This is a genomic window from Pseudomonas syringae pv. tagetis, from assembly GCF_022557255.1.
GTDB classification, from domain to species: Bacteria; Pseudomonadota; Gammaproteobacteria; order Pseudomonadales; family Pseudomonadaceae; genus Aquipseudomonas; species Aquipseudomonas caricapapayae.
In genome coordinates, this window is the sequence record NZ_CP092923.1 from 4,388,264 (window position 1) to 4,405,113 (window position 16,850).

The 16,850-nt window shown below is 54.4% G+C and carries 17 protein-coding genes and 1 pseudogene; 11 read left to right on the top strand and 7 right to left on the bottom strand.

Annotation, left to right across the window (positions count from 1 at the left end; all coding sequences use genetic code 11):
• Nucleotides 1–70: 70 nt before the first annotated feature.
• A complete protein-coding gene (locus tag MME58_RS19510) occupies nt 71–1,399 on the top strand; it encodes an MFS transporter (RefSeq protein ID WP_054985644.1) in 1,329 nt (442 codons plus the stop codon).
• A complete protein-coding gene (locus MME58_RS19515) occupies nt 1,396–2,139 on the top strand; it encodes a transporter substrate-binding domain-containing protein (protein WP_055004828.1) in 744 nt (247 codons plus the stop codon). Before MME58_RS19510 ends, MME58_RS19515 begins: the two co-directional genes overlap by 4 nt.
• A 254-nt stretch (nt 2,140–2,393) precedes the next feature.
• Here the strand turns inward: MME58_RS19515 and MME58_RS19520 are convergent.
• A protein-coding gene (locus tag MME58_RS19520) for an IS3 family transposase (RefSeq protein ID WP_122387017.1) occupies nt 2,394–3,556 on the bottom strand; the annotation gives its coding sequence in 2 pieces (ribosomal slippage) (nt 2,394–3,301 and nt 3,301–3,556; 1,164 coding nt in all).
• Between the two features lie 618 nt (nt 3,557–4,174).
• Here MME58_RS19520 and phbB point away from each other — a divergent pair.
• From phbB to MME58_RS19540, 4 genes are all read left to right on the top strand, one after another.
• Complete coding sequence (phbB, locus tag MME58_RS19525) at nt 4,175–4,918, top strand: acetoacetyl-CoA reductase (protein ID WP_054985642.1); 744 nt, start codon at nt 4,175–4,177, stop codon at nt 4,916–4,918.
• 57 nt (nt 4,919–4,975) lie between these two features.
• On the top strand, nt 4,976–6,319 hold the full coding sequence (locus MME58_RS19530) for a CitMHS family transporter (RefSeq protein WP_054985641.1): 1,344 nt from the start codon (nt 4,976–4,978) through the stop codon (nt 6,317–6,319).
• Between the two features lie 55 nt (nt 6,320–6,374).
• Nucleotides 6,375–7,466 (top strand): isocitrate/isopropylmalate dehydrogenase family protein, encoded by a 1,092-nt coding sequence (locus tag MME58_RS19535; RefSeq protein WP_055005086.1) that lies wholly within the window; start codon nt 6,375–6,377, stop codon nt 7,464–7,466.
• A gap of 40 nt (nt 7,467–7,506) precedes the next feature.
• A protein-coding gene (locus MME58_RS19540) for an IS3-like element ISPsy29 family transposase (RefSeq protein ID WP_122239182.1) occupies nt 7,507–8,657 on the top strand; the annotation gives its coding sequence in 2 pieces (ribosomal slippage) (nt 7,507–7,741 and nt 7,741–8,657; 1,152 coding nt in all).
• Here MME58_RS19540 and MME58_RS27890 read toward each other — a convergent pair.
• Nucleotides 8,654–9,073, bottom strand: a complete 420-nt coding sequence (locus MME58_RS27890) for an Lrp/AsnC family transcriptional regulator (RefSeq protein ID WP_420917736.1) — start codon at nt 9,071–9,073, stop codon at nt 8,654–8,656. The genes MME58_RS19540 and MME58_RS27890 overlap by 4 nt on opposite strands.
• Before the next feature lie 57 nt (nt 9,074–9,130).
• Here MME58_RS27890 and MME58_RS19560 point away from each other — a divergent pair, with 57 nt between their 5' ends.
• Both MME58_RS19560 and MME58_RS19565 read left to right on the top strand, forming a co-directional pair.
• Nucleotides 9,131–9,754 (top strand): RBBP9/YdeN family alpha/beta hydrolase, encoded by a 624-nt coding sequence (locus tag MME58_RS19560; protein ID WP_008012707.1) that lies wholly within the window; start codon nt 9,131–9,133, stop codon nt 9,752–9,754.
• On the top strand, nt 9,747–10,496 hold the full coding sequence (locus MME58_RS19565; RefSeq protein ID WP_055005107.1) for an alpha/beta fold hydrolase: 750 nt from the start codon (nt 9,747–9,749) through the stop codon (nt 10,494–10,496). The genes MME58_RS19560 and MME58_RS19565 overlap by 8 nt, the downstream gene beginning before the upstream one ends.
• Here the strand turns inward: MME58_RS19565 and tnpC are convergent.
• The 3 genes from tnpC to tnpA all read right to left on the bottom strand — a co-directional run bounded on the left by tnpC (nt 10,488) and on the right by tnpA (nt 12,815).
• Nucleotides 10,488–12,089 (bottom strand): IS66 family transposase, encoded by a 1,602-nt coding sequence (tnpC, locus tag MME58_RS19570; RefSeq protein ID WP_055005089.1) that lies wholly within the window; start codon nt 12,087–12,089, stop codon nt 10,488–10,490. The genes MME58_RS19565 and tnpC overlap by 9 nt on opposite strands.
• 61 nt (nt 12,090–12,150) lie before the next feature.
• The gene (tnpB, locus tag MME58_RS19575; protein ID WP_055005090.1) at nt 12,151–12,486 is read right to left on the bottom strand and encodes an IS66 family insertion sequence element accessory protein TnpB; all 336 of its coding nucleotides are present in this window, start codon (nt 12,484–12,486) and stop codon (nt 12,151–12,153) included.
• Nucleotides 12,483–12,815 (bottom strand): IS66-like element accessory protein TnpA, encoded by a 333-nt coding sequence (gene tnpA, locus MME58_RS19580; protein ID WP_055005091.1) that lies wholly within the window; start codon nt 12,813–12,815, stop codon nt 12,483–12,485. Before tnpA ends, tnpB begins: the two co-directional genes overlap by 4 nt.
• A gap of 366 nt (nt 12,816–13,181) precedes the next feature.
• Between tnpA and MME58_RS27895 the strand changes: the two are divergent.
• Both MME58_RS27895 and MME58_RS19585 read left to right on the top strand, forming a co-directional pair.
• Nucleotides 13,182–13,385: pseudogene (locus MME58_RS27895) on the top strand (DUF3757 domain-containing protein); the annotation flags it as partial.
• Between the two features lie 626 nt (nt 13,386–14,011).
• Nucleotides 14,012–14,449, top strand: coding sequence for a DUF3757 domain-containing protein (locus MME58_RS19585; protein WP_055005092.1), 438 nt, complete (start codon nt 14,012–14,014; stop codon nt 14,447–14,449).
• Between the two features lie 56 nt (nt 14,450–14,505).
• Here MME58_RS19585 and MME58_RS19590 read toward each other — a convergent pair whose 3' ends face one another.
• Nucleotides 14,506–15,081: a DUF1349 domain-containing protein gene (locus MME58_RS19590; protein WP_055005093.1), complete on the bottom strand. Its 576-nt coding sequence runs from the start codon at nt 15,079–15,081 to the stop codon at nt 14,506–14,508.
• 149 nt (nt 15,082–15,230) lie between these two features.
• Here MME58_RS19590 and MME58_RS19595 point away from each other — a divergent pair, with 149 nt between their 5' ends.
• Entirely contained in the window at nt 15,231–15,965 is a 735-nt protein-coding gene (locus tag MME58_RS19595) for an SDR family NAD(P)-dependent oxidoreductase (RefSeq protein ID WP_054984581.1), read from the top strand.
• Between the two features lies 1 nt (nt 15,966).
• Here MME58_RS19595 and MME58_RS19600 read toward each other — a convergent pair whose 3' ends face one another.
• Nucleotides 15,967–16,845, bottom strand: a complete 879-nt coding sequence (locus MME58_RS19600) for a carboxylate/amino acid/amine transporter (protein WP_055005094.1) — start codon at nt 16,843–16,845, stop codon at nt 15,967–15,969.
• Between the last annotated feature and the right edge of the window lie 5 nt (nt 16,846–16,850).

Sequence of the window (16,850 nt, forward strand, 5' to 3'; positions counted from 1 at the left end):
CTCTAGCTAACACGCTTACAACCACGACAAGAACAATACAAACCGCCTAGAAGCGGTTACGTGAGGCCCTATGTCTACGAATAACCCTGCCTTCGAAAAGGCAGTGGTGCGCAAGGTGACCCTGCGCATCATCCCTTTCGTGTTCCTGCTGTATATCGTTTCCTACCTGGATCGTGCCAACATCGGCTATGCGGCGCTGCAGATGAACGCTGATTTGGCACTGACCAGCGAGGCCTTCGGGTTCATCTCCGGAATATTTTTTATTGGTTATTTTCTGTTTGAAGTCCCCAGTAATGTCCTGCTCAATCGCTATGGCGCCAGAGTATGGATAGCCCGCATCCTCGTAACCTGGGGATTGATCGCTGCGGCCACGGCATTCGCGCAAACATCTACGCATCTGTATGTGTTGCGTTTCCTGCTGGGAGTTGCCGAAGCCGGGTTCTTCCCAGGCATCATCGTCTATCTCACCTATTGGTTTCGCTCCAAGGAGCTAGCCACTACGGTCGCGCTTTTCACCGCAGCAATTCCCGTGTCCTACATCATAGGTGCCCCCCTCAGCACCTGGATCATGGACAACATTCACTGGTTCGGCTGGAGCGGCTGGCGTTGGATGCTGTTTCTTGAAGGCATCCCTGCATTGTTCCTAGGCGTGGCATGTTTCTTCTACCTGACGGACAAACCGGAGCAGGCGAAATGGATCAAACAGGATGAAAGGGAGTGGCTTTTAGCCGAACTGGAACGTGATCGTCAGTCGCGCAAAAACGTGAAGCACTTTGGCGCATTGAAGGCCATGACCAATCCCAAGGTGCTGTATTTATCCTTCATCTATTTCGTGTATCAATGCGGCAGTTTGGGGGTCGGATACTGGATGCCGCAAATCATCAAGGGGTTCTCGGACTCCTTGACCCATACTCAAATCGGCATGATCGCGATGGTGCCGTACATCTTCGCTACGTTGATGATGATAGGTTGGTCACGCAATTCTGATCGGCATGGCGAACGCAAACTCCACTGCGCTATACCATTGGCTGTCGCCACCGCTGCGATGGTTGGCGCGAGTATGGTAAGCGATCCAATCGTCGCCATCGCCATGATCAGCCTGGCGCTAGCAGGTCTTTACAGCTTCAAGTCACCGTTCTGGGCACTTCCAACGCTTTTCCTGAGCCGATCTACGGCCGCCGTTTCCATAGCAGTGATCAACTCGATTGGTAATATCGGGGGATTTGTCGGCCCTTTTGCGATAGGCATGATCAAAGGTTCGACCAACAGCGCTTCAATGGGGTTGCTATTTCTTAGCGGTTTACTGGCAATAGCCTTCGTCATGACTCTGTTGATGCGAATCCATAACGGCGACACCCCCAGCAACACGCACCCGACCATTGCAGAGAAGCACCCATGACTACTGTAGATTCAAGAATTCTCGCTGATTTGGCCCCCACTGGCGTACTGCGTGCAGCCATCAACTATGGGAATCCGGTGCTGGCTCAGCGCAACGTAAACGGCAGCCCCGCAGGAGTATCTGCCAAACTGGCCAGGGCCCTCGCCGAGGAACTGAACGTGGCCGTCGAATTCGTCACATTCGATGCCGCAGGCAAGGTATTCGCAGCCCTGACCGACTCAATATGGGATCTGGCGTTCCTGGCCATAGAGCCCGTGCGATCAGCCGAGATAGAGTTCAGCCATCCCTACGTCATCATTGAAGGAACCTACCTGGTGCGTGACGCGAGCGCGTACCAAACCGTAGCTGAACTTGATCATTTGGGAGCGCGGCTCGCCGTTGGCACAGGTGCAGCATACGACCTGTACCTCAGCCGAACGCTCACCGCTGCAGAACTGGTTCGGGCCCCGACATCTGCCGCAGCGGTGGAATGGTTTGTGGAACAGGGCCTTGACGCCGCCGCTGGCGTCCGCCAGCCCTTAGAAGGCTTCGCGATCAAGAACGAAGGCTTTCGCGTCCTACCGGATAGTTTCACCGAGATCCGGCAAGCGATGGCCGTACCGAAAGGACGTACGGCAGGAGCTGAATACGTACGAGCATTCCTGGATCAGAAGATACGCAGCGGCTTTATCGCAGATGCATTACGTGCCAGCGGTCAGGAAGATGTGCGCGTAGGGCCAGCGCTGAACGCTCAGGGATAAATCGTATCATCCTTCTGACCGGCACCTTGGACTCCTGAGAGTGAAAGGTAGGTAGAAAGTCGGAAGGATTTCAAATCGTTTCGCGCCGCCGCTCAACCCCCAAAGCCATCCTCCCAGCCATCGGCATGTTCGTTTTTTCTCCGCACGGAAATAAATGTCGCACTCCTACGGTTTCGCCTGGCAGTAACTGCTTAGGTGGCTGCGCTCCATGAGTGCAGCTTCTATCCATTCGCCCCACCCTTGGTTTGTAGTGGTCAACTAATCCCGGACACGACGTTAAGTTTTTTCTCGGCCTGAGCTGGTGCCAGTCCGTTGTTGAATTGGTGCGGTCTAATCCAGTTGTAACGATGCATCAGGTAATGACTGATGTCGCGGTGCGCTTCTTGAGCTGTCATGTAGCCCACGGTTGGTATCCACTCAGTTTTCAAGCTGCGAAACACACGCTCCATCGGCGCATTATCCCAACAGTTTCCACGACGGCTCATGCTTTGGCGCATGCGGTAACGCCAGAGCCGTTGGCGAAACTGACGGCTGCCATATTGCGAGCCCTGATCCGAGTGAAACATTAGCCCTTGAGGCCTGCCACGCTGCTCATAAGCCATGTCCAACGCCTTGATGACCAGATCCGCATCCGGCTTGTTTGACAGCGCCCAGCCCACAATCCGGCGTGCGTAGAGATCCAGAACGACTGCCAGGTAATGCCATTTCCCTTGAGCCCAGATGTAGGTGATGTCGCCACACCAGACCTGGTTGGGTGCCGGAACATCAAACTCTCGATTCAAGATATTCGGAATGTCAGGCCGCTCGACCGCCGCTTGTTTGTAGGCATGTGATCCAGGTTGTTTGCTGACTAGCGCCAGTTCCCGCATCAGGCCTCGCACCTTAAACCGCCCGATCTGCTCGCCGTCTTCCTGCATCATCGACACGATACTGCGGCTACCGGCAGTACTTCGACTTTGCGTGAAAAGTTCGTTGACCCGACTGCGCAACCGAAGCCGCTCAACGTCGGGATTTCGGCGCCTGAGGCGGTGGGCGTAGTAACACGAACGAGTGACATCAAAGACTGCGCAAAGCCAATCGACCGGCTCTTGGGTACTTAACTGATCAATCAGCGTGTGCGCTCGTGCTCTTCCGACATCAAGAGCGCGGTAGCCTTTTTTAAAATGGATTTCTCCCGCTCAAGTCGAGCGATTCGAGCTTCCAATTCCTGGATTTTCTGTTGCTCTGGCGTCAGCGCTTTACTCTGCGGAGTAACGCCGGTGCGCTCCTGCTGAAGCTGATTAACCCAGCGGCGCAACGCGGACTCAACCACACCAAGCGAGCGGCTGGCTTCGATATGGCTATAGCCTTGATCGAGCACGAGGCCTGCGGCCTCGCGTTTGAACTCAGCGGAAAAGGAACGACGTTGTTTGGTCATCAGACACCTCTATCTGGCGATCATTCTCGCCTAAATGGGTGTCCGGTTTCATTAGACCACTACAGTTTGAGGAAAAGCGGCGACTCGACGTGGCAAGACTGCCACGCTGAGCTTCTCCCCCCTGAACGCCGGAGCAAGCCTGATGAATGCGCCATGAGCGTCGGGCTTCGCATGAATTTCGGGCCAATTAGGCAGCCAGTCGAGGCGAGCAATAAAACGCCAACTAGCTGAGCTCCTGGAAAAGACTTGGGGACGCAGCCTCTGAATTTTGACATCCATATTCATTCGTCAGATTGACTTCAGCATTCTCGTTTGGAGAAGGCTTCGTTACCCAATGACCAATTCAAATGTCGACAGCATGCCCCTAGGATGAGGACTCAGCCAGTTGATGAAAAACAATAAAAGAGACTTGCCCATGGATCGACTCCTTCAGATACGCCTGATCAAACTCCTTTCACCAATAGTCATCGGCGACTGCGTAGCAGTCCGAACCACCGACTGACCGCCCCCTTCGTCCAGAAGCGGTAATCGGATGCCGATTACCGAACTACATGCGACGTAGAGCTCAGTGAATATCTCGAACTTCCGATGCACCTTGTCATTTTAGGAGGACTGCTCATGTCCAAACGAATCGCGTTTGTCACTGGCGGAATGGGTGGAATTGGCACCGCTGTCTGCCAGAGACTTCACAAAGACGGCTTCATCGTCGTGGCAGGCTGCGGGCCAGATTCTGCGATCAAAGATGCTTGGTTGAAAAAGAATAAAAAACTGGGATTTGAGTTCATTGCCTGTGAAGGCAACGTAGCAGATTGGAACTCTACAGTGGCAGCCTTTGACAAGATCATCAAAGAAGTCGGCCCTATCGATGTGCTAGTAAACAACGCTGGCACCACATGCAACGTGCTGTTCAAGGACATGTCACCGAACGATTGGCAAACCGTTATCGATACCAACCTCAACTCACTGTTCAACGTAACCAAGCAAGTTGTCGATGGTATGAGCTCAAGGCGCTGGGGGCGGATTATCAACATCTCAACGGTCAATGCACAGCTGGGACATATCGGTCAGGTGAATTACACCACGGCGAAATCTTCAATTCGTGGTTTCACTCGGGCTCTGGCTAGAGAGGTCGCTCACCGTGGGGTCACGGTCAACACCGTCTCACCAGGTTACATAGGCACTGAGCGGCTGAAATCGATAACTCACACGTCTTTGATGGACAAGATCGTCGAAGACATCCCTATGAAGCGCCTCGGTAAACCCGAAGAAGTCGCGGCAATGTGTGCATGGCTAGCGTCGGAAGAATCTTCATTCGTCACAGGTGCCGATTTCGCCGTAAACGGCGGGTTGCATATGACGTGACGCTGATGCGCCGCTTAGTTACTCCCTTATAAAAATAATCCTAACCAGGAGATTTCAATGCTGTCCTTTTTTGGCTACGGCATGATTGTGGTGTTCATGACATTGATCATGACCAAGCGGCTTGCCCCCTTGGTAGCCATGACCATCATTCCCATCATCTTTGCAATGATGGCTGGGTTCACAGGCGACATGGGCACCATGATGATCGAGGGGCTGCGCAAGGTCGCACCCACCGCAGTGATGGTCATGTTCGCGATCCTCTATTTCGGGATGATGTTTGATACCGGCCTGTTCGATCCAATCATCAAAACCTTTATTCGTCTGATCAAAGGCGATCCAGCCAAAGCCGTCGTATTCGCAACAATATTGGCGGGGATGGTTTCCCTGGACGGCGATGGTTCTACTACCTACATGATTACACTTACGGCCATGCTGCCGTTATTCAGGAGGCTTGGACTCAATCCTTTGATCCTTCCGTGCGTGGTTATATTGGCAGCGAGCGTCACAAACTTACTGCCTTGGGGAGGGCCACTTGCACGTGCTGCTGCAGCGCTGCAGGTTGAAACCACTGAGCTGTTCCTGCCTTTGATTCCATCAATGCTCATAAGCTTTGCCGGCGTAGTCCTGCTGGCTTTTTACCTGGGGATACAAGAGCGTCGTCGGTTAGGAACGCTCAAGCTACCCGCTGGAGGTAGTGGTCGATACGCCCGAGGCGCAGACGAAGATATGTCCGACCTGATGACGCTCAGCGCTGAAAACGCCGAGTTGCGTCGGCCTAAGATGTTCTGGCTCAACGCTGTCCTCACAGTGACATTGATGGGGTGCCTGGTAGTGGAGCTTTTGCCATTGCCAATTCTGTTCATGATGGCGTTCTCGATTGCTTTGGTCATCAACTACCCAAGCATTGATGACCAACGTCGACGGATTGCCGCACATGCTCCAACCGCACTTAATCAGATAGCCATCTTCCTTGCTGCAGGTATTTTTGCTGGCATCCTGTCAGGGACGGGCATGGTAAAAGCCATGTCCGATACGCTTCTGTGGGCTTTGCCTGAATCATGGGGTGCTTATCTCGCACCAATCACCGCCTTGGTCAGCATTCCGGGCACCTTCTTCATGTCTAACGACGCTTTCTATTACGGTGTACTTCCGGTGCTGGCTCATGCAGCGGAGGCTTACGGTATTTCCGCCGCAGAAATCGGACGCGCATCGATGGCAGGTCAGCCGGTGCATCTACTTAGCCCACTCGTGGCCTCAACCTACTTGCTTGTAGGCCTCGCCGGCGTCGAATTCAGCGATCATCAAAAGTACACATTCAAATGGTCTCTGGCGCTGTCGTTGCTCATCATGATGTCTTCAATGTTATTGGGCCTCTTCCCACTGTATTCGGTGGCATCGTAAGCAAACAAACCTGGCCGGCTTCGTTCCGGCCAGAGTTGAATTCGGAGCCTAGGCTATGCGTTTATTGGTGTTACCAGGTGATGGAATCGGGCCTGAAATTGTAAGTTCATCACTGGCCGTACTATCAGCGGCGAATGAGAAGTTCGGATTAGGGTTGAGCTTTGATCATGATGATGTCGGCTTCGTGAGCCTTGAGAAATACGGCACTACTTTGCGTGATGATGTTTTGAAAAAAGCGAAGGAGTACGACGGCATCATTCTCGGCACACAGTCCCACGCCGATTATCCTGCACCTGAAAAGGGAGGCCGCAACATCTCCGCCGCTTTCCGTACAGGGCTGGATCTGTATGCGAATGTTCGGCCCGCCAGAACACGTTCCTTCCTGCAATCGAACATGCGCGAAGGGAGAACTATGGATCTGATCATCATGCGCGAGGCGACTGAAGGCTTTTACCCTGACCGCAACATGAGCCGGGGCTGGGGTGAGGTGATGCCAACACCAGACATGGCATTGTCTACCCGCAAGATCACACGTCACTGCTGCGAGCGTATCGCCCGTCGCGCTTTCGAGCTCGCGTCAGTACGGAGAAAGAAGGTTACCGCTGTCCACAAGACCAACAGTTTCCATATGACCGATGGCTTGTTCATGGAATGTGTACGGGACGTCAGCCGAGACTTTCCAGATGTGCAGTTGGATGACTTGTTGGTTGACGCGTGTACGGCGCATCTCGTGCGCAATCCAGAGCGTTTCGATGTGCTTGTGACTACAAATTTTTACGGCGACATCCTTAGTGATTTGGCTAGTGAGCTATCCGGCAGTCTCGGTCTCGCCGGATCGATAATGGCCAGCGACAAACACTGCTGCGCTCAGGCGCAACATGGGTCTGCACCCAACATTGCCGGCCAGGATAAAGCCAATCCGGTATCGATGATTCTTTCCGTTGCCATGTTGCTTGGTTGGATGGGCGAACGTCGCGATCATCAGGGACTGTTAGAAGCATCTACTGCTATTACCACGGCAGTGGATATCGTACTGGAAGATCCCAGCAAACGAACCGCCGATATCGGAGGCTTGCAAGGCTGCAGCGCGTTTGGGCTGAAGGTAGCTGCAGTGCTAAGCAGTTCTGAATCGCCCCGGGTTTCGTAGACACCTCCATGCCTTAAACTGAGGCCAATCAGGAGGTGCCATGAGCAACCCACGTTATCCCGAAGAATTCAAAATCCAAGCGGTCAATCAAGTGACCGAAAAGAAGCTGCCTGTCGCTGATGTGGCGGCGCGTCTTGGCGTGTCACCGCATAGCCTCTATGCCTGGATAAAGCGCTACAGCAAACCTCAGGCAGAACGGCAGCAAGACGATGATCAGCACGCTGAACTGCGTCGTCTGCGAGCGGAACTCAAGCGGGTCACTGAAGAGCGAGACATCTTAAAAAAGGCCGCAGCGTACTTTGCCAAGGAGTGCGGCTGAAGTACGCCTTTATCAAGCAGCGCGCGGGCGACTACTCCATTCGACGGCTTTGCCTGACGCTGAAAGTCCATCCCAGTGGTTATTACGCTTGGTTGTCTGAGCCGCAATCTGCACGCGCTAAAGACGACCAGCGATTGCTGGGTTTGATCAAGCACTCGTGGCTGGAGAGCGGCGGAGTTTATGGCTATCGCAAAATCCATGACGACCTGCGCGAGGTCGGTGAAGATTGTGGTCGGCATCGTGTGGCGAGGTTGATGCGTCTTGAAGGTCTGCGCTCTCAGACAGGGTATCGACGTCGCCCTGGAAAGTACGGCGGTAAGCCAGCGGTCGCCTCACCCAATTTACTGAAGCGCGAGTTCGATGTCGTGGAACCCAACAAGGTTTGGGTCACCGACATCACCTACATTCGTACGTATGAAGGCTGGCTGTATTTGGCGGTGGTGCTGGATCTGTTTTCTCGTCAGGTCGTTGGCTGGTCAATGAAGTCGCAGATGACCAGTGATTTGGCCATTGATGCGTTATTGATGGCGGTTTGGAGGCGAAAACCGAAACAAGAGGTGATGGTTCACTCCGACCAGGGCAGCCAGTACAGCAGCTCCGATTGGCGCAGTTTTTTGAAGGCAAACAATTTGGTTGCCAGCATGAGCGGCCGAGGCAATTGTCATGACAACGCCGTGGCTGAGAGCTTTTTCCAGCTTCTGAAACGGGAACGAATCAAGCGGAAAATCTACACCTCACGGCAAGATGCTCGTAGTGATGTGTTCGATTACATCGAGATGTTCTACAACCCAAAACGCCGCCATGGTTTCAACAATCAGCTGTCACCGGTAGAGTTTGAAAAACGTTACGCAATGAGCTTGCAAGGTGTCTAGAGAATCCGGGGCGATTCAGGCTGAGAAAACGCGCAACGGACTATGAAGCAGTCTTCTCCCGTAATCCTGTCAGCTTCTAGCACCTCAGGTATGTTGTTAAACAACTCCAGATAGCGCTTGATGTGCTGGTGAGTTGTGCGAATGCGCAGAATCGCCTGCAACCCCAACCCTACCTCACGCAAACTTACCCGCGCGCTGTAACCCTCTATGACACCCGCAGCTTCGAGTTTCTGAACTCGCTCATAGCCGGTTGGGAAAGCCCAATGCGCTTGCCCAAGGATGCCAGGCTTTGCCGTGCATTCTTTTGCAGTGCCTCCAGAATCTGCCAATCTTTGCTGTCCAGTCCCATGCTTTTCCTCTACTGAGTAATCCGATGAATCATCGGTTGACGACGCTTCTTTCGGATGATTTGCCATCCAAGGTCGATGTGTCATTCGCTACATTCTGCGGACACCCCTTCTGAGAAACAAGAAATGACACCTTCGATATTGCTCCTCCCGGGCATTGGCAATTCCGGGCCAGGTCACTGGCAGACGATATGGGCACACACCGACGCTTCCATGGAGAGCATTGGGGGGCAAGACTGGAATCGACCAGTTTGCACAAAATGGGTCGAGAATCTGGAGGCCGCTATTAGCCGAGCGGGGCCCGACATCGTGTTGGTAGCCCACAGCCTTGGCTGCCTGCAAGTCGCCCACTGGGCGCAATGTAGTCGCACATTGGTTAGGGCTGCTTTGCTGGTTGCTGTACCAGACCCCGACCGCTCCACTTTTCCGAACGAGGCGCTAGGATTTAGTCCACTTGGCCTGAAGCGTTTTGCATTTCCAAGTACCGTTGTCGCAAGCTGCAACGACCCATATGCAGATATGGATTATAGCCAGCGATGTGCAGAAGCCTGGGGCAGCCGCCTGGTGAACATCGGGCCCCAAGGGCACATCAATTCTGCCAGCGGACTTGGTGATTGGCTTCAGGGGAGAGCGTTGCTGGAAGATCTCGTCGCAATGTCTGTGAGCCCCGTCCCAGATGTTCGCTCAACCGTTCACGACGCTAAAGAAAAGAATTCACTTCATTGTTCGCAAGGAAAGCCAAATGAATAACGCATCCAACGCCCCTGTTGTATTCATCAACGGCCTTATCGGTACGTTGAATGATCCTGAGATTCATAGACAACTCGGTGATCGACCTTTCCTTGCACCTGACCTTTACGGCTATGGAAACCATCAAGATACGCCTGTAGGGAACATCAATATTCAGGGACAGGTCGAACGAATACGCGAGGTGGTCGAAGCCGAGTTCAATGAATGTGCAGTGAATCTTGTTGGGCATTCGGTCGGTGGAGTGGTGGCCTATGCATTTGCCCACCGCTACCCAGAGCGCGTGAAGAGCCTTGTCAGTGTTGAAGGTAACTTCACCCTGAAGGATGCCTTCTGGTCATCGTCCGTCGCGAACATGTCAGTAGAGCAAGCAGAAACCATGCTGGAGGGATTCCGGGCCGATCCCGAGGCCTGGCTGGAGCGATCCGGAATACTGTGGCCCGCTGGCAAAACAGAAACTGCGAAGACCTGGCTTGCCCACCAACCTGCTTCAACCTTGCAAGCGATGGCCCAATCGGTAGTGGCGGTCACAGGGCGCCCTGACTATCAAACAATCTTAAGGAGCGTGTTCGCTTCGGTACCGGTGCATTTGTTGGCGGGTGAACACTCAGTCGGAGGTTGGGATGTTCCTGACTGGGCAAATAAGGGAGCGACGAGTCTCACCATCATGCCAGACGTTGGACACCTAATGATGTTGCAACATCCCGCAGCGTTTGGTCGACTGGTTGCGGGCCTATTAGCCTGAGTGAGAGTTGATACACGCAAAAGCGTCTGCCGAAGGCACCATTAAGCCAGGCCCCGTCCACTGATGCGGCAGCAGTTGTCCGATCTCGCTTGCTCGCTGCGTCGGCAGCCGCTTGAGAACATCCTTTAAATAGGCATACGGATCATGCCCATTCAGCCGCGCCGACTGGATCAAACTCATGATCGCTGCGGCCCGTTTGCCGCTGCGCAACGACCCTGCAAAGAGCCAGTTCTTGCGCCCAAGGGCCCACGGTCGGATCTGGTTCTCTGCCCAGTTGTTGTCAATGGGTACGGCTCCGTCATCGAGGTAGCGCGACAGCGCCGCCCAGCGTTTGAGGCTGTAATCCAGGGCTCTGCTGATAGCCGAACCTTCAGGCACGAGATCACGCTGGGCGATCATCCAGGTATGCAGCACATCCATCACCGGTACGGCTTTTTCTTGCCGTATTCGGCGTCGTAAATCCGGCTCCAGATCGCGGGCGTCACGTTCGATTTCGTACAGTAACTGGATATAGCGCAGGGCCTGCTCGGCGAGCATGCTCTTGTTAGTGGCGTGCAGCTCGAAGAACTTACGCCGCGCATGGGCCATGCAGCCGATCTCGGTCACGCCGAGTTCGAAGCTGGCCTTGTAACCGCCAAAATCATCACAGACCAGCTTGCCCTTCCAGCCTTGCAGGAACTTGCGAGCATGCTCACCAGCGCGACTGGGACTGAAGTCATAAACGACAGCCGCTGTTTCACAGAACTGGCTGGTGGTGTAGGCCCACACATAAGAGCGGTGAGTTTTCTTCGAGCCTGGAGCGAGCATCTGCACTGGTGTTTCATCAGCATGGATGACTTGCTGCCCAAGCACCACGTCGCGCAGCGCGTCGACCAGCGGCTGTAACTGCACGCCCGTCACGCCAACCCATTGAGCCAACGTTGAACGTGGAATCGCCAAGCCGGCTCGACCGAAAATCGACTCTTGGCGGTAAAGCGGCAAGTGGTCGGCAAACTTGGCGATCATGACGTGGGCCAGCAGTCCGGCGGTCGGGATGCCCTTGTCGATGATCTGCGCCGGAACCGGCGCCTGGATCAGCGTTTCGCAGTCATCACAGACCCATTTTCCGCGAACATGGCGCTCGACGGTGAATATGCCCGGCGTGTAGTCCAGCTTCTCGCTGACGTCTTCACCGATGCGCTTGAGGGCGCAGCCACAGGGGCAGTGAGTATTGTCCGGTTCGTGATGGATCAACGTGCGTGGAAACTCTGCCGGCAATGCAGTGCGCTTGGGTTTTTGCTTTTTCTCGGTCGTCGCTGGCATTGTTTGCAACGCCTGAAGCTCTGCTTCAATCACCGCGATATCGGTATCGATCAGGTCATCTAGCAGGCTGGCCTGCTCAGGATTCATCTGCTCACTACGCTTGGCAAACTTCAAGCGCTTGAGTTGTGCGATCTCGTGGGTCAGCTTCTCGATCACCGTTTGATCGCGGTTGATCTTCTTACCCATTGTCTCGACCGTCTTGCCCATGGTCTCGACTTGCGAGAGCAACTGCGCCGCCAAGGCACGCAGTTGGTCGGGGGACAATTGGTCGAGGTCGGGCGAAGAAGTCATGCCTCGAATTTTGCCAGAGCAGGCCGTTCGCGGCGATAGATCGATGGGCTAATGGCAGGCGTTAAAGCAGTGTGATCGCGCCGCCGGAACCCGCGCGTTGCCATGGCAGACCCAATACCAAGGCCTGAAGTTGCTCGGTGTCCAACTGCATTTCAGAGCCATGACGAATGCTTGGCCAGTGGAACCTACCCTGATTTAACCGACGTGCAGCCAGCCAAATACCGAAGCCGTCATGCACCAGAACTTTCATGCGAGTGGCGCGGCGGTTGGCAAACAGATAAGCACTGTGCGGCTTCGCCGCACCGAACACCGCGATCACCCTGGCTAACGCGGTTTCGGTGCCCGCTCGCATGTCCATCGGCTCGGTGGCAAGCCAGATGGAGTCGATGCGAATCATCGCAGCAGATCTCGAAGAAACGTCGCGCAGGTGGCAGCACTTTCAGTTGGCCAGTTCACTTTGATGGTGCCGTGCGGGTGCTGGATCTCAACGCAGATATTCGACGATGTCGCTTGCGAATTTGCTCCGGCCAGCGGCATGGGTAACGGAATAAATGCAGGTTGCAGCGCAGTGCTTTTCTGCGCGTGCACTCGAATCCATTTGTGGACGAGGTTTGCGTTGAGGCTATGGCTGAGTGCGATGCTGGCAATCGAAGCGCCGGGTTGGACACACTCTTGAATGACCTGGGCCTTGAAGGATTTTGAATAGGTACGGCGTGTTGGCTGCATGAAATACCCGCTTAAAAGGCTAGAATTGGTGCCCACTTAAATTTAAGTGCACACCATGTCGTGGCCTTGCGGGGCTGAGTAGATGACTTGGCCGGACGGATACTTTTAAATGCCAAACATTGTATTCGGGGTGCCTTGACAAACAACAACGGCAACGCATACTCACAAAATGGTTACCTGTACCGATTGTGCCCAATAACTATTAAACATAAATAAAGGAATATTTATGATGAACAGATTATTCAGCGCCATGACTGGGTCATGCCTGCTGTTAATTGCGGCGGCCGCCCAGGCGAGCGAAAGCTGCCCAGTGCTCTCTAAAGTTCAGCAGGATAATGCAGGCGGCTACACCGCAAGTGGGGAAAATGGACAGGGACGTCCTCAACAGAGATAGAAAAAAACCTCAAGGTGCTTTCCTTAAAACTTGCAACTGTCACTCAGGAGAGTGACAGCGCACCGCAACGATTACAATACTGTGAGTACAATATAGAAAAAGACAACAAGTTAAACATGCGCTTCACCGGAAAAGACGGAAAAGACGTCATCGTAAAAGTCGAAGGAAATTACTGAAAAAAAGAAGATGGTTACTTTGGCATGATCAATCACGTGTGTGAAAAAATCGATCCAGAGAAATGCACCTTCACGCTCGTTAAATAGGCCACTGTCCGTCGGAAAACAACGCCGTCCAAACATGCGATGACAGAACAACAAGGGGGAACCTGACAGGTTTCCCCTTCCACGAGACGCCGAATAGCCGAGCGTCACGCCCTGGTTCGATTACGAACGGATAAGTGGGATATTTTCCATTTACTTATTACAGTGATGGCGGCCTTCAGGTTGATTTTTTATCAGATCCAGCGTGACGGATATACGCTCAGGGTTCCAAAAATTCAACCACCCCACCATCCCCACACGAACCAACGTCATTTCCTACACACAATTAAGGCTTGAAGGCGCAGACAGTAAATAGTCTAGCGCCTAAGATAGCTCCATGTGCATTGAATACGGTCAAATCAGCAATAAAACACAGACGCCTTTATGACGAGACAACACGCAACAAACTTGCCGTTACGCACCATATAGAAATATGTAACCAACTGGCGGATCCAAAAAGCTCGCATCCTCTCACCACGCCAAAAATCCGCACGCAAGCCTACACACACATTAAGAATTGAATTTTCAAACAAAGGAATATCATGAAAAAAATATTAGTCAGCGCTGCAATTGCAACTTCCCTGCTGGGCATGTCCATGACCTCTCAAGCGGCGGAAAACTGCCCTGCTATCGCGAAGATCGAACAGGTATCGCCCGGTGTATACCGGGCGAGCGGCAATGGCGGTGAGTGGACAGGCGTGCTGCAAGGCGTTGTAACAAAGAAAATGCCTGTGCAGTCCTTTGACCTGGCCATCGCTATTCAAGAGGGTGCAGACGCACCTCAGATGTTGCAGCACTGCACCTACAACATCGGTGGGCGAGAGGCGCTGGACATGCGTTTCATCGCTAAAAATAATAAGGATTTCACTGTAAAAACCGCAGGCAGTGTCTGGAAGAAAGAAGATGGGCCTTTTGGTCTGGTCTATAACGTGTGTGAAAAAACATCACCTGAAAACTGCAAGTTCACCGTCGTTCAGTAACACAAAATAACCCTGTCGCTCTTCAGCGAGCCTGCAACGGCTCGCTGAAGAACCACTCACGTCAGATCATGCAAATCCTTGCCCAGCGCAGGCATGACCTTAAAATGAGAGAACACCACCTCCAGCCCGCCCCGCTCCGGACTGCAGCACATTGGCCCTACGGCATAAGACCCACTCACCGAAAATGGTGCCAGGCGCAGCAGCGGCCAGCGCAGCCCGTCGCTGGAGTGCTGAATACGCAGCACGCCCTTGGCGACTGTGACTCGCAGCCAGAGGCCGGATGACGACTCATCAAACGCCCCCGTGGCCCAATCGGATTGTCCGCAGGTTAAAACGCTGCCCAGCATCAGGGCTCCGTCGCTGACTTCAACGCCGGTTTTGACCCAGTTGCGCTGGTCAATGCGGACCATCAAGCCCGCCTGATCGTAAAGCGTCTTGAAATCACCCTGCACATGCACTTGCGCAGTGAAATCACCGGTCACCGAAACACCCAGAAAATGACCGGTGTCGCGGCAGAAGCCGTAGTGCGTCTGCTGCCAGAAATCGGTTTGCGGGTCTGTGGTGACTGTCAGGCGCTCGTCCGTCACGCTGCAGTGCCGGGGTTGGTTCAGCCAGATGCCTTTGTCGAACATGTCGCCTCCTGTTTGGGGTTGATGCCGAGAGTAGGTTATTGGATGACAAACACAATACCCATAGCGCACGCAGCCAATCACCGCACCGTTATTGACACCCCACCCACCAAAAAACATGATGCTTCCACCCTCAACACCGGAACGCACTCATGAGCGACAAGAAAAAGCTTTTGCTGACTGGCGCAAGCCGGGGTATCGGTCATGCCACGGTCAAGCATTTCAATGCTGCTGGCTGGGAAGTGTTTACGGCGTCGCGGCAGAACTGGGTCGCTGACTGCCCGTGGGCTGAAGGTCTGCTCAATCATATCCATCTGGACCTGGAAGACATCGACAGCGTCAGCGAGAGCATGGCGGCGATCAAGGACAAGCTCGGCGGACGGCTCGATGCGCTGGTCAATAATGCCGGCGTTTCACCGAAGACCGAGGACGGTGGGCGCATGGGTGTGCTGGAGTCGGATTACAGCACCTGGATCAAGGTATTCAACGTCAATCTGTTCTCCACCGCTCTGCTGGGCCGGGGTTTGTTTGACGAGTTGAAGGCGGCCAAGGGCAGCATCATCAATGTCACCTCCATCGCCGGCTCGAAGGTCCACCCGTTTGCAGGTGTTGCCTATGCCACGTCCAAGGCGGCGCTGTCGGCGCTGACCCGAGAAATGGCCTTCGATTTCGGCCCGCACGGGATACGGGTCAATGCCATTGCGCCGGGGGAAATCGATACGTCGATTCTGTCACCCGGCACCGCAGAGATTGTCGAGCGGCTGGTGCCGATGCACCGGCTGGGCAAGCCAGAGGAAGTCGCCTCGTTGATCTACTTCCTGTGCACGGCCGGCGCGTCCTATGTGAACGGTGCAGAGATTCACGTCAACGGCGGCCAGCACGTCTGACTCAAGGCGTGCCGGAAACGCCCTCCGGCACGCGCCGCACGCCCAACCGACTGATCCACACCGACGCCACGATCACCCCGCCGCCGATCAGCAGGCGGGTGAAGTCCTCATGCTGGTTCCAGATCAGCAGATTGATCAACAGCCCCAGCGGCACATGCAGGTTATTCATCACCGCCAGTGTGCCGCCGTTGACCATGCACGCGCCTTTGTTCCACCAATACATGCCCAGCGCCGTCGAACCCAGGCCGAGAAATAGCAGCACGATCCATTGGGTCGGTGCTTCGGGCAGGTGTTGCGGGTTGCCGAACATCAGGAACGCCGGCAGGACCACGGCCAGGGCGCCGAGATAAAAATAGCCGAAGCGTCGGTAATGCGGCAGGTCGCTCGGGTGGCGCGCCACCAGATGCTTGTACAGCACCTGCCCCGCGGCGTAGGTGAAGTTGGCCAGTTGCAGCAACAGGAAACCGCCAAGGAAGTCGCCGTCCAGGCCATCGTAACGAATCACGCCAGCGCCCAGCACCGCGACCACCGCCGCCAGCAATGCCCAGGGGTTGAAGCGTCGGTTCAGCGCATCTTCGATCAACGTCACGTGCAGCGGCGTGAGGATGGTGAAGAGCAGCACTTCCGGCACCGTCAGCACCCTGAAACTCAGGTACAGGCATACATAAGTGACGCCGAACTGCAGCGCGCCAATCACTAGCATGCTGCGCATGAAGCGGGGTTCGACCTGACGCCAACGGGTCAGCGGAATGAACACCAGACCGGCCAGCACCACGCGGACCAGCACCGCGAAGTAGCTGTCGACGTGCCCGGCCAGGTAAACACCGATCAGGCTGAACGAAAACGCCTGAATCAGTGTGACGAAAAGTAGATATCCCATGCCCG

Bases quoted from the DNA above. Each gene is read 5' to 3' on its own strand.
- MME58_RS19510 (WP_054985644.1), top strand. From the start codon at position 71: ATGTCTACGAATAACCCTGCCTTCGAAAAGGCAGTGGTGCGCAAGGTG.
- MME58_RS19515 (WP_055004828.1), top strand. From the start codon at position 1,396: ATGACTACTGTAGATTCAAGAATTCTCGCTGATTTGGCCCCCACTGGC.
- phbB (WP_054985642.1), top strand. From the start codon at position 4,175: ATGTCCAAACGAATCGCGTTTGTCACTGGCGGAATGGGTGGAATTGGC.
- MME58_RS19530 (WP_054985641.1), top strand. From the start codon at position 4,976: ATGCTGTCCTTTTTTGGCTACGGCATGATTGTGGTGTTCATGACATTG.
- MME58_RS19535 (WP_055005086.1), top strand. From the start codon at position 6,375: ATGCGTTTATTGGTGTTACCAGGTGATGGAATCGGGCCTGAAATTGTA.
- MME58_RS27890 (WP_420917736.1), bottom strand. From the start codon at position 9,073: ATGGCAAATCATCCGAAAGAAGCGTCGTCAACCGATGATTCATCGGAT.
- MME58_RS19560 (WP_008012707.1), top strand. From the start codon at position 9,131: ATGACACCTTCGATATTGCTCCTCCCGGGCATTGGCAATTCCGGGCCA.
- MME58_RS19565 (WP_055005107.1), top strand. From the start codon at position 9,747: ATGAATAACGCATCCAACGCCCCTGTTGTATTCATCAACGGCCTTATC.
- tnpC (WP_055005089.1), bottom strand. From the start codon at position 12,089: ATGACTTCTTCGCCCGACCTCGACCAATTGTCCCCCGACCAACTGCGT.
- tnpB (WP_055005090.1), bottom strand. From the start codon at position 12,486: ATGATTCGCATCGACTCCATCTGGCTTGCCACCGAGCCGATGGACATG.
- tnpA (WP_055005091.1), bottom strand. From the start codon at position 12,815: ATGCAGCCAACACGCCGTACCTATTCAAAATCCTTCAAGGCCCAGGTC.
- MME58_RS19585 (WP_055005092.1), top strand. From the start codon at position 14,012: ATGAAAAAAATATTAGTCAGCGCTGCAATTGCAACTTCCCTGCTGGGC.
- MME58_RS19590 (WP_055005093.1), bottom strand. From the start codon at position 15,081: ATGTTCGACAAAGGCATCTGGCTGAACCAACCCCGGCACTGCAGCGTG.
- MME58_RS19595 (WP_054984581.1), top strand. From the start codon at position 15,231: ATGAGCGACAAGAAAAAGCTTTTGCTGACTGGCGCAAGCCGGGGTATC.
- MME58_RS19600 (WP_055005094.1), bottom strand. From the start codon at position 16,845: ATGGGATATCTACTTTTCGTCACACTGATTCAGGCGTTTTCGTTCAGC.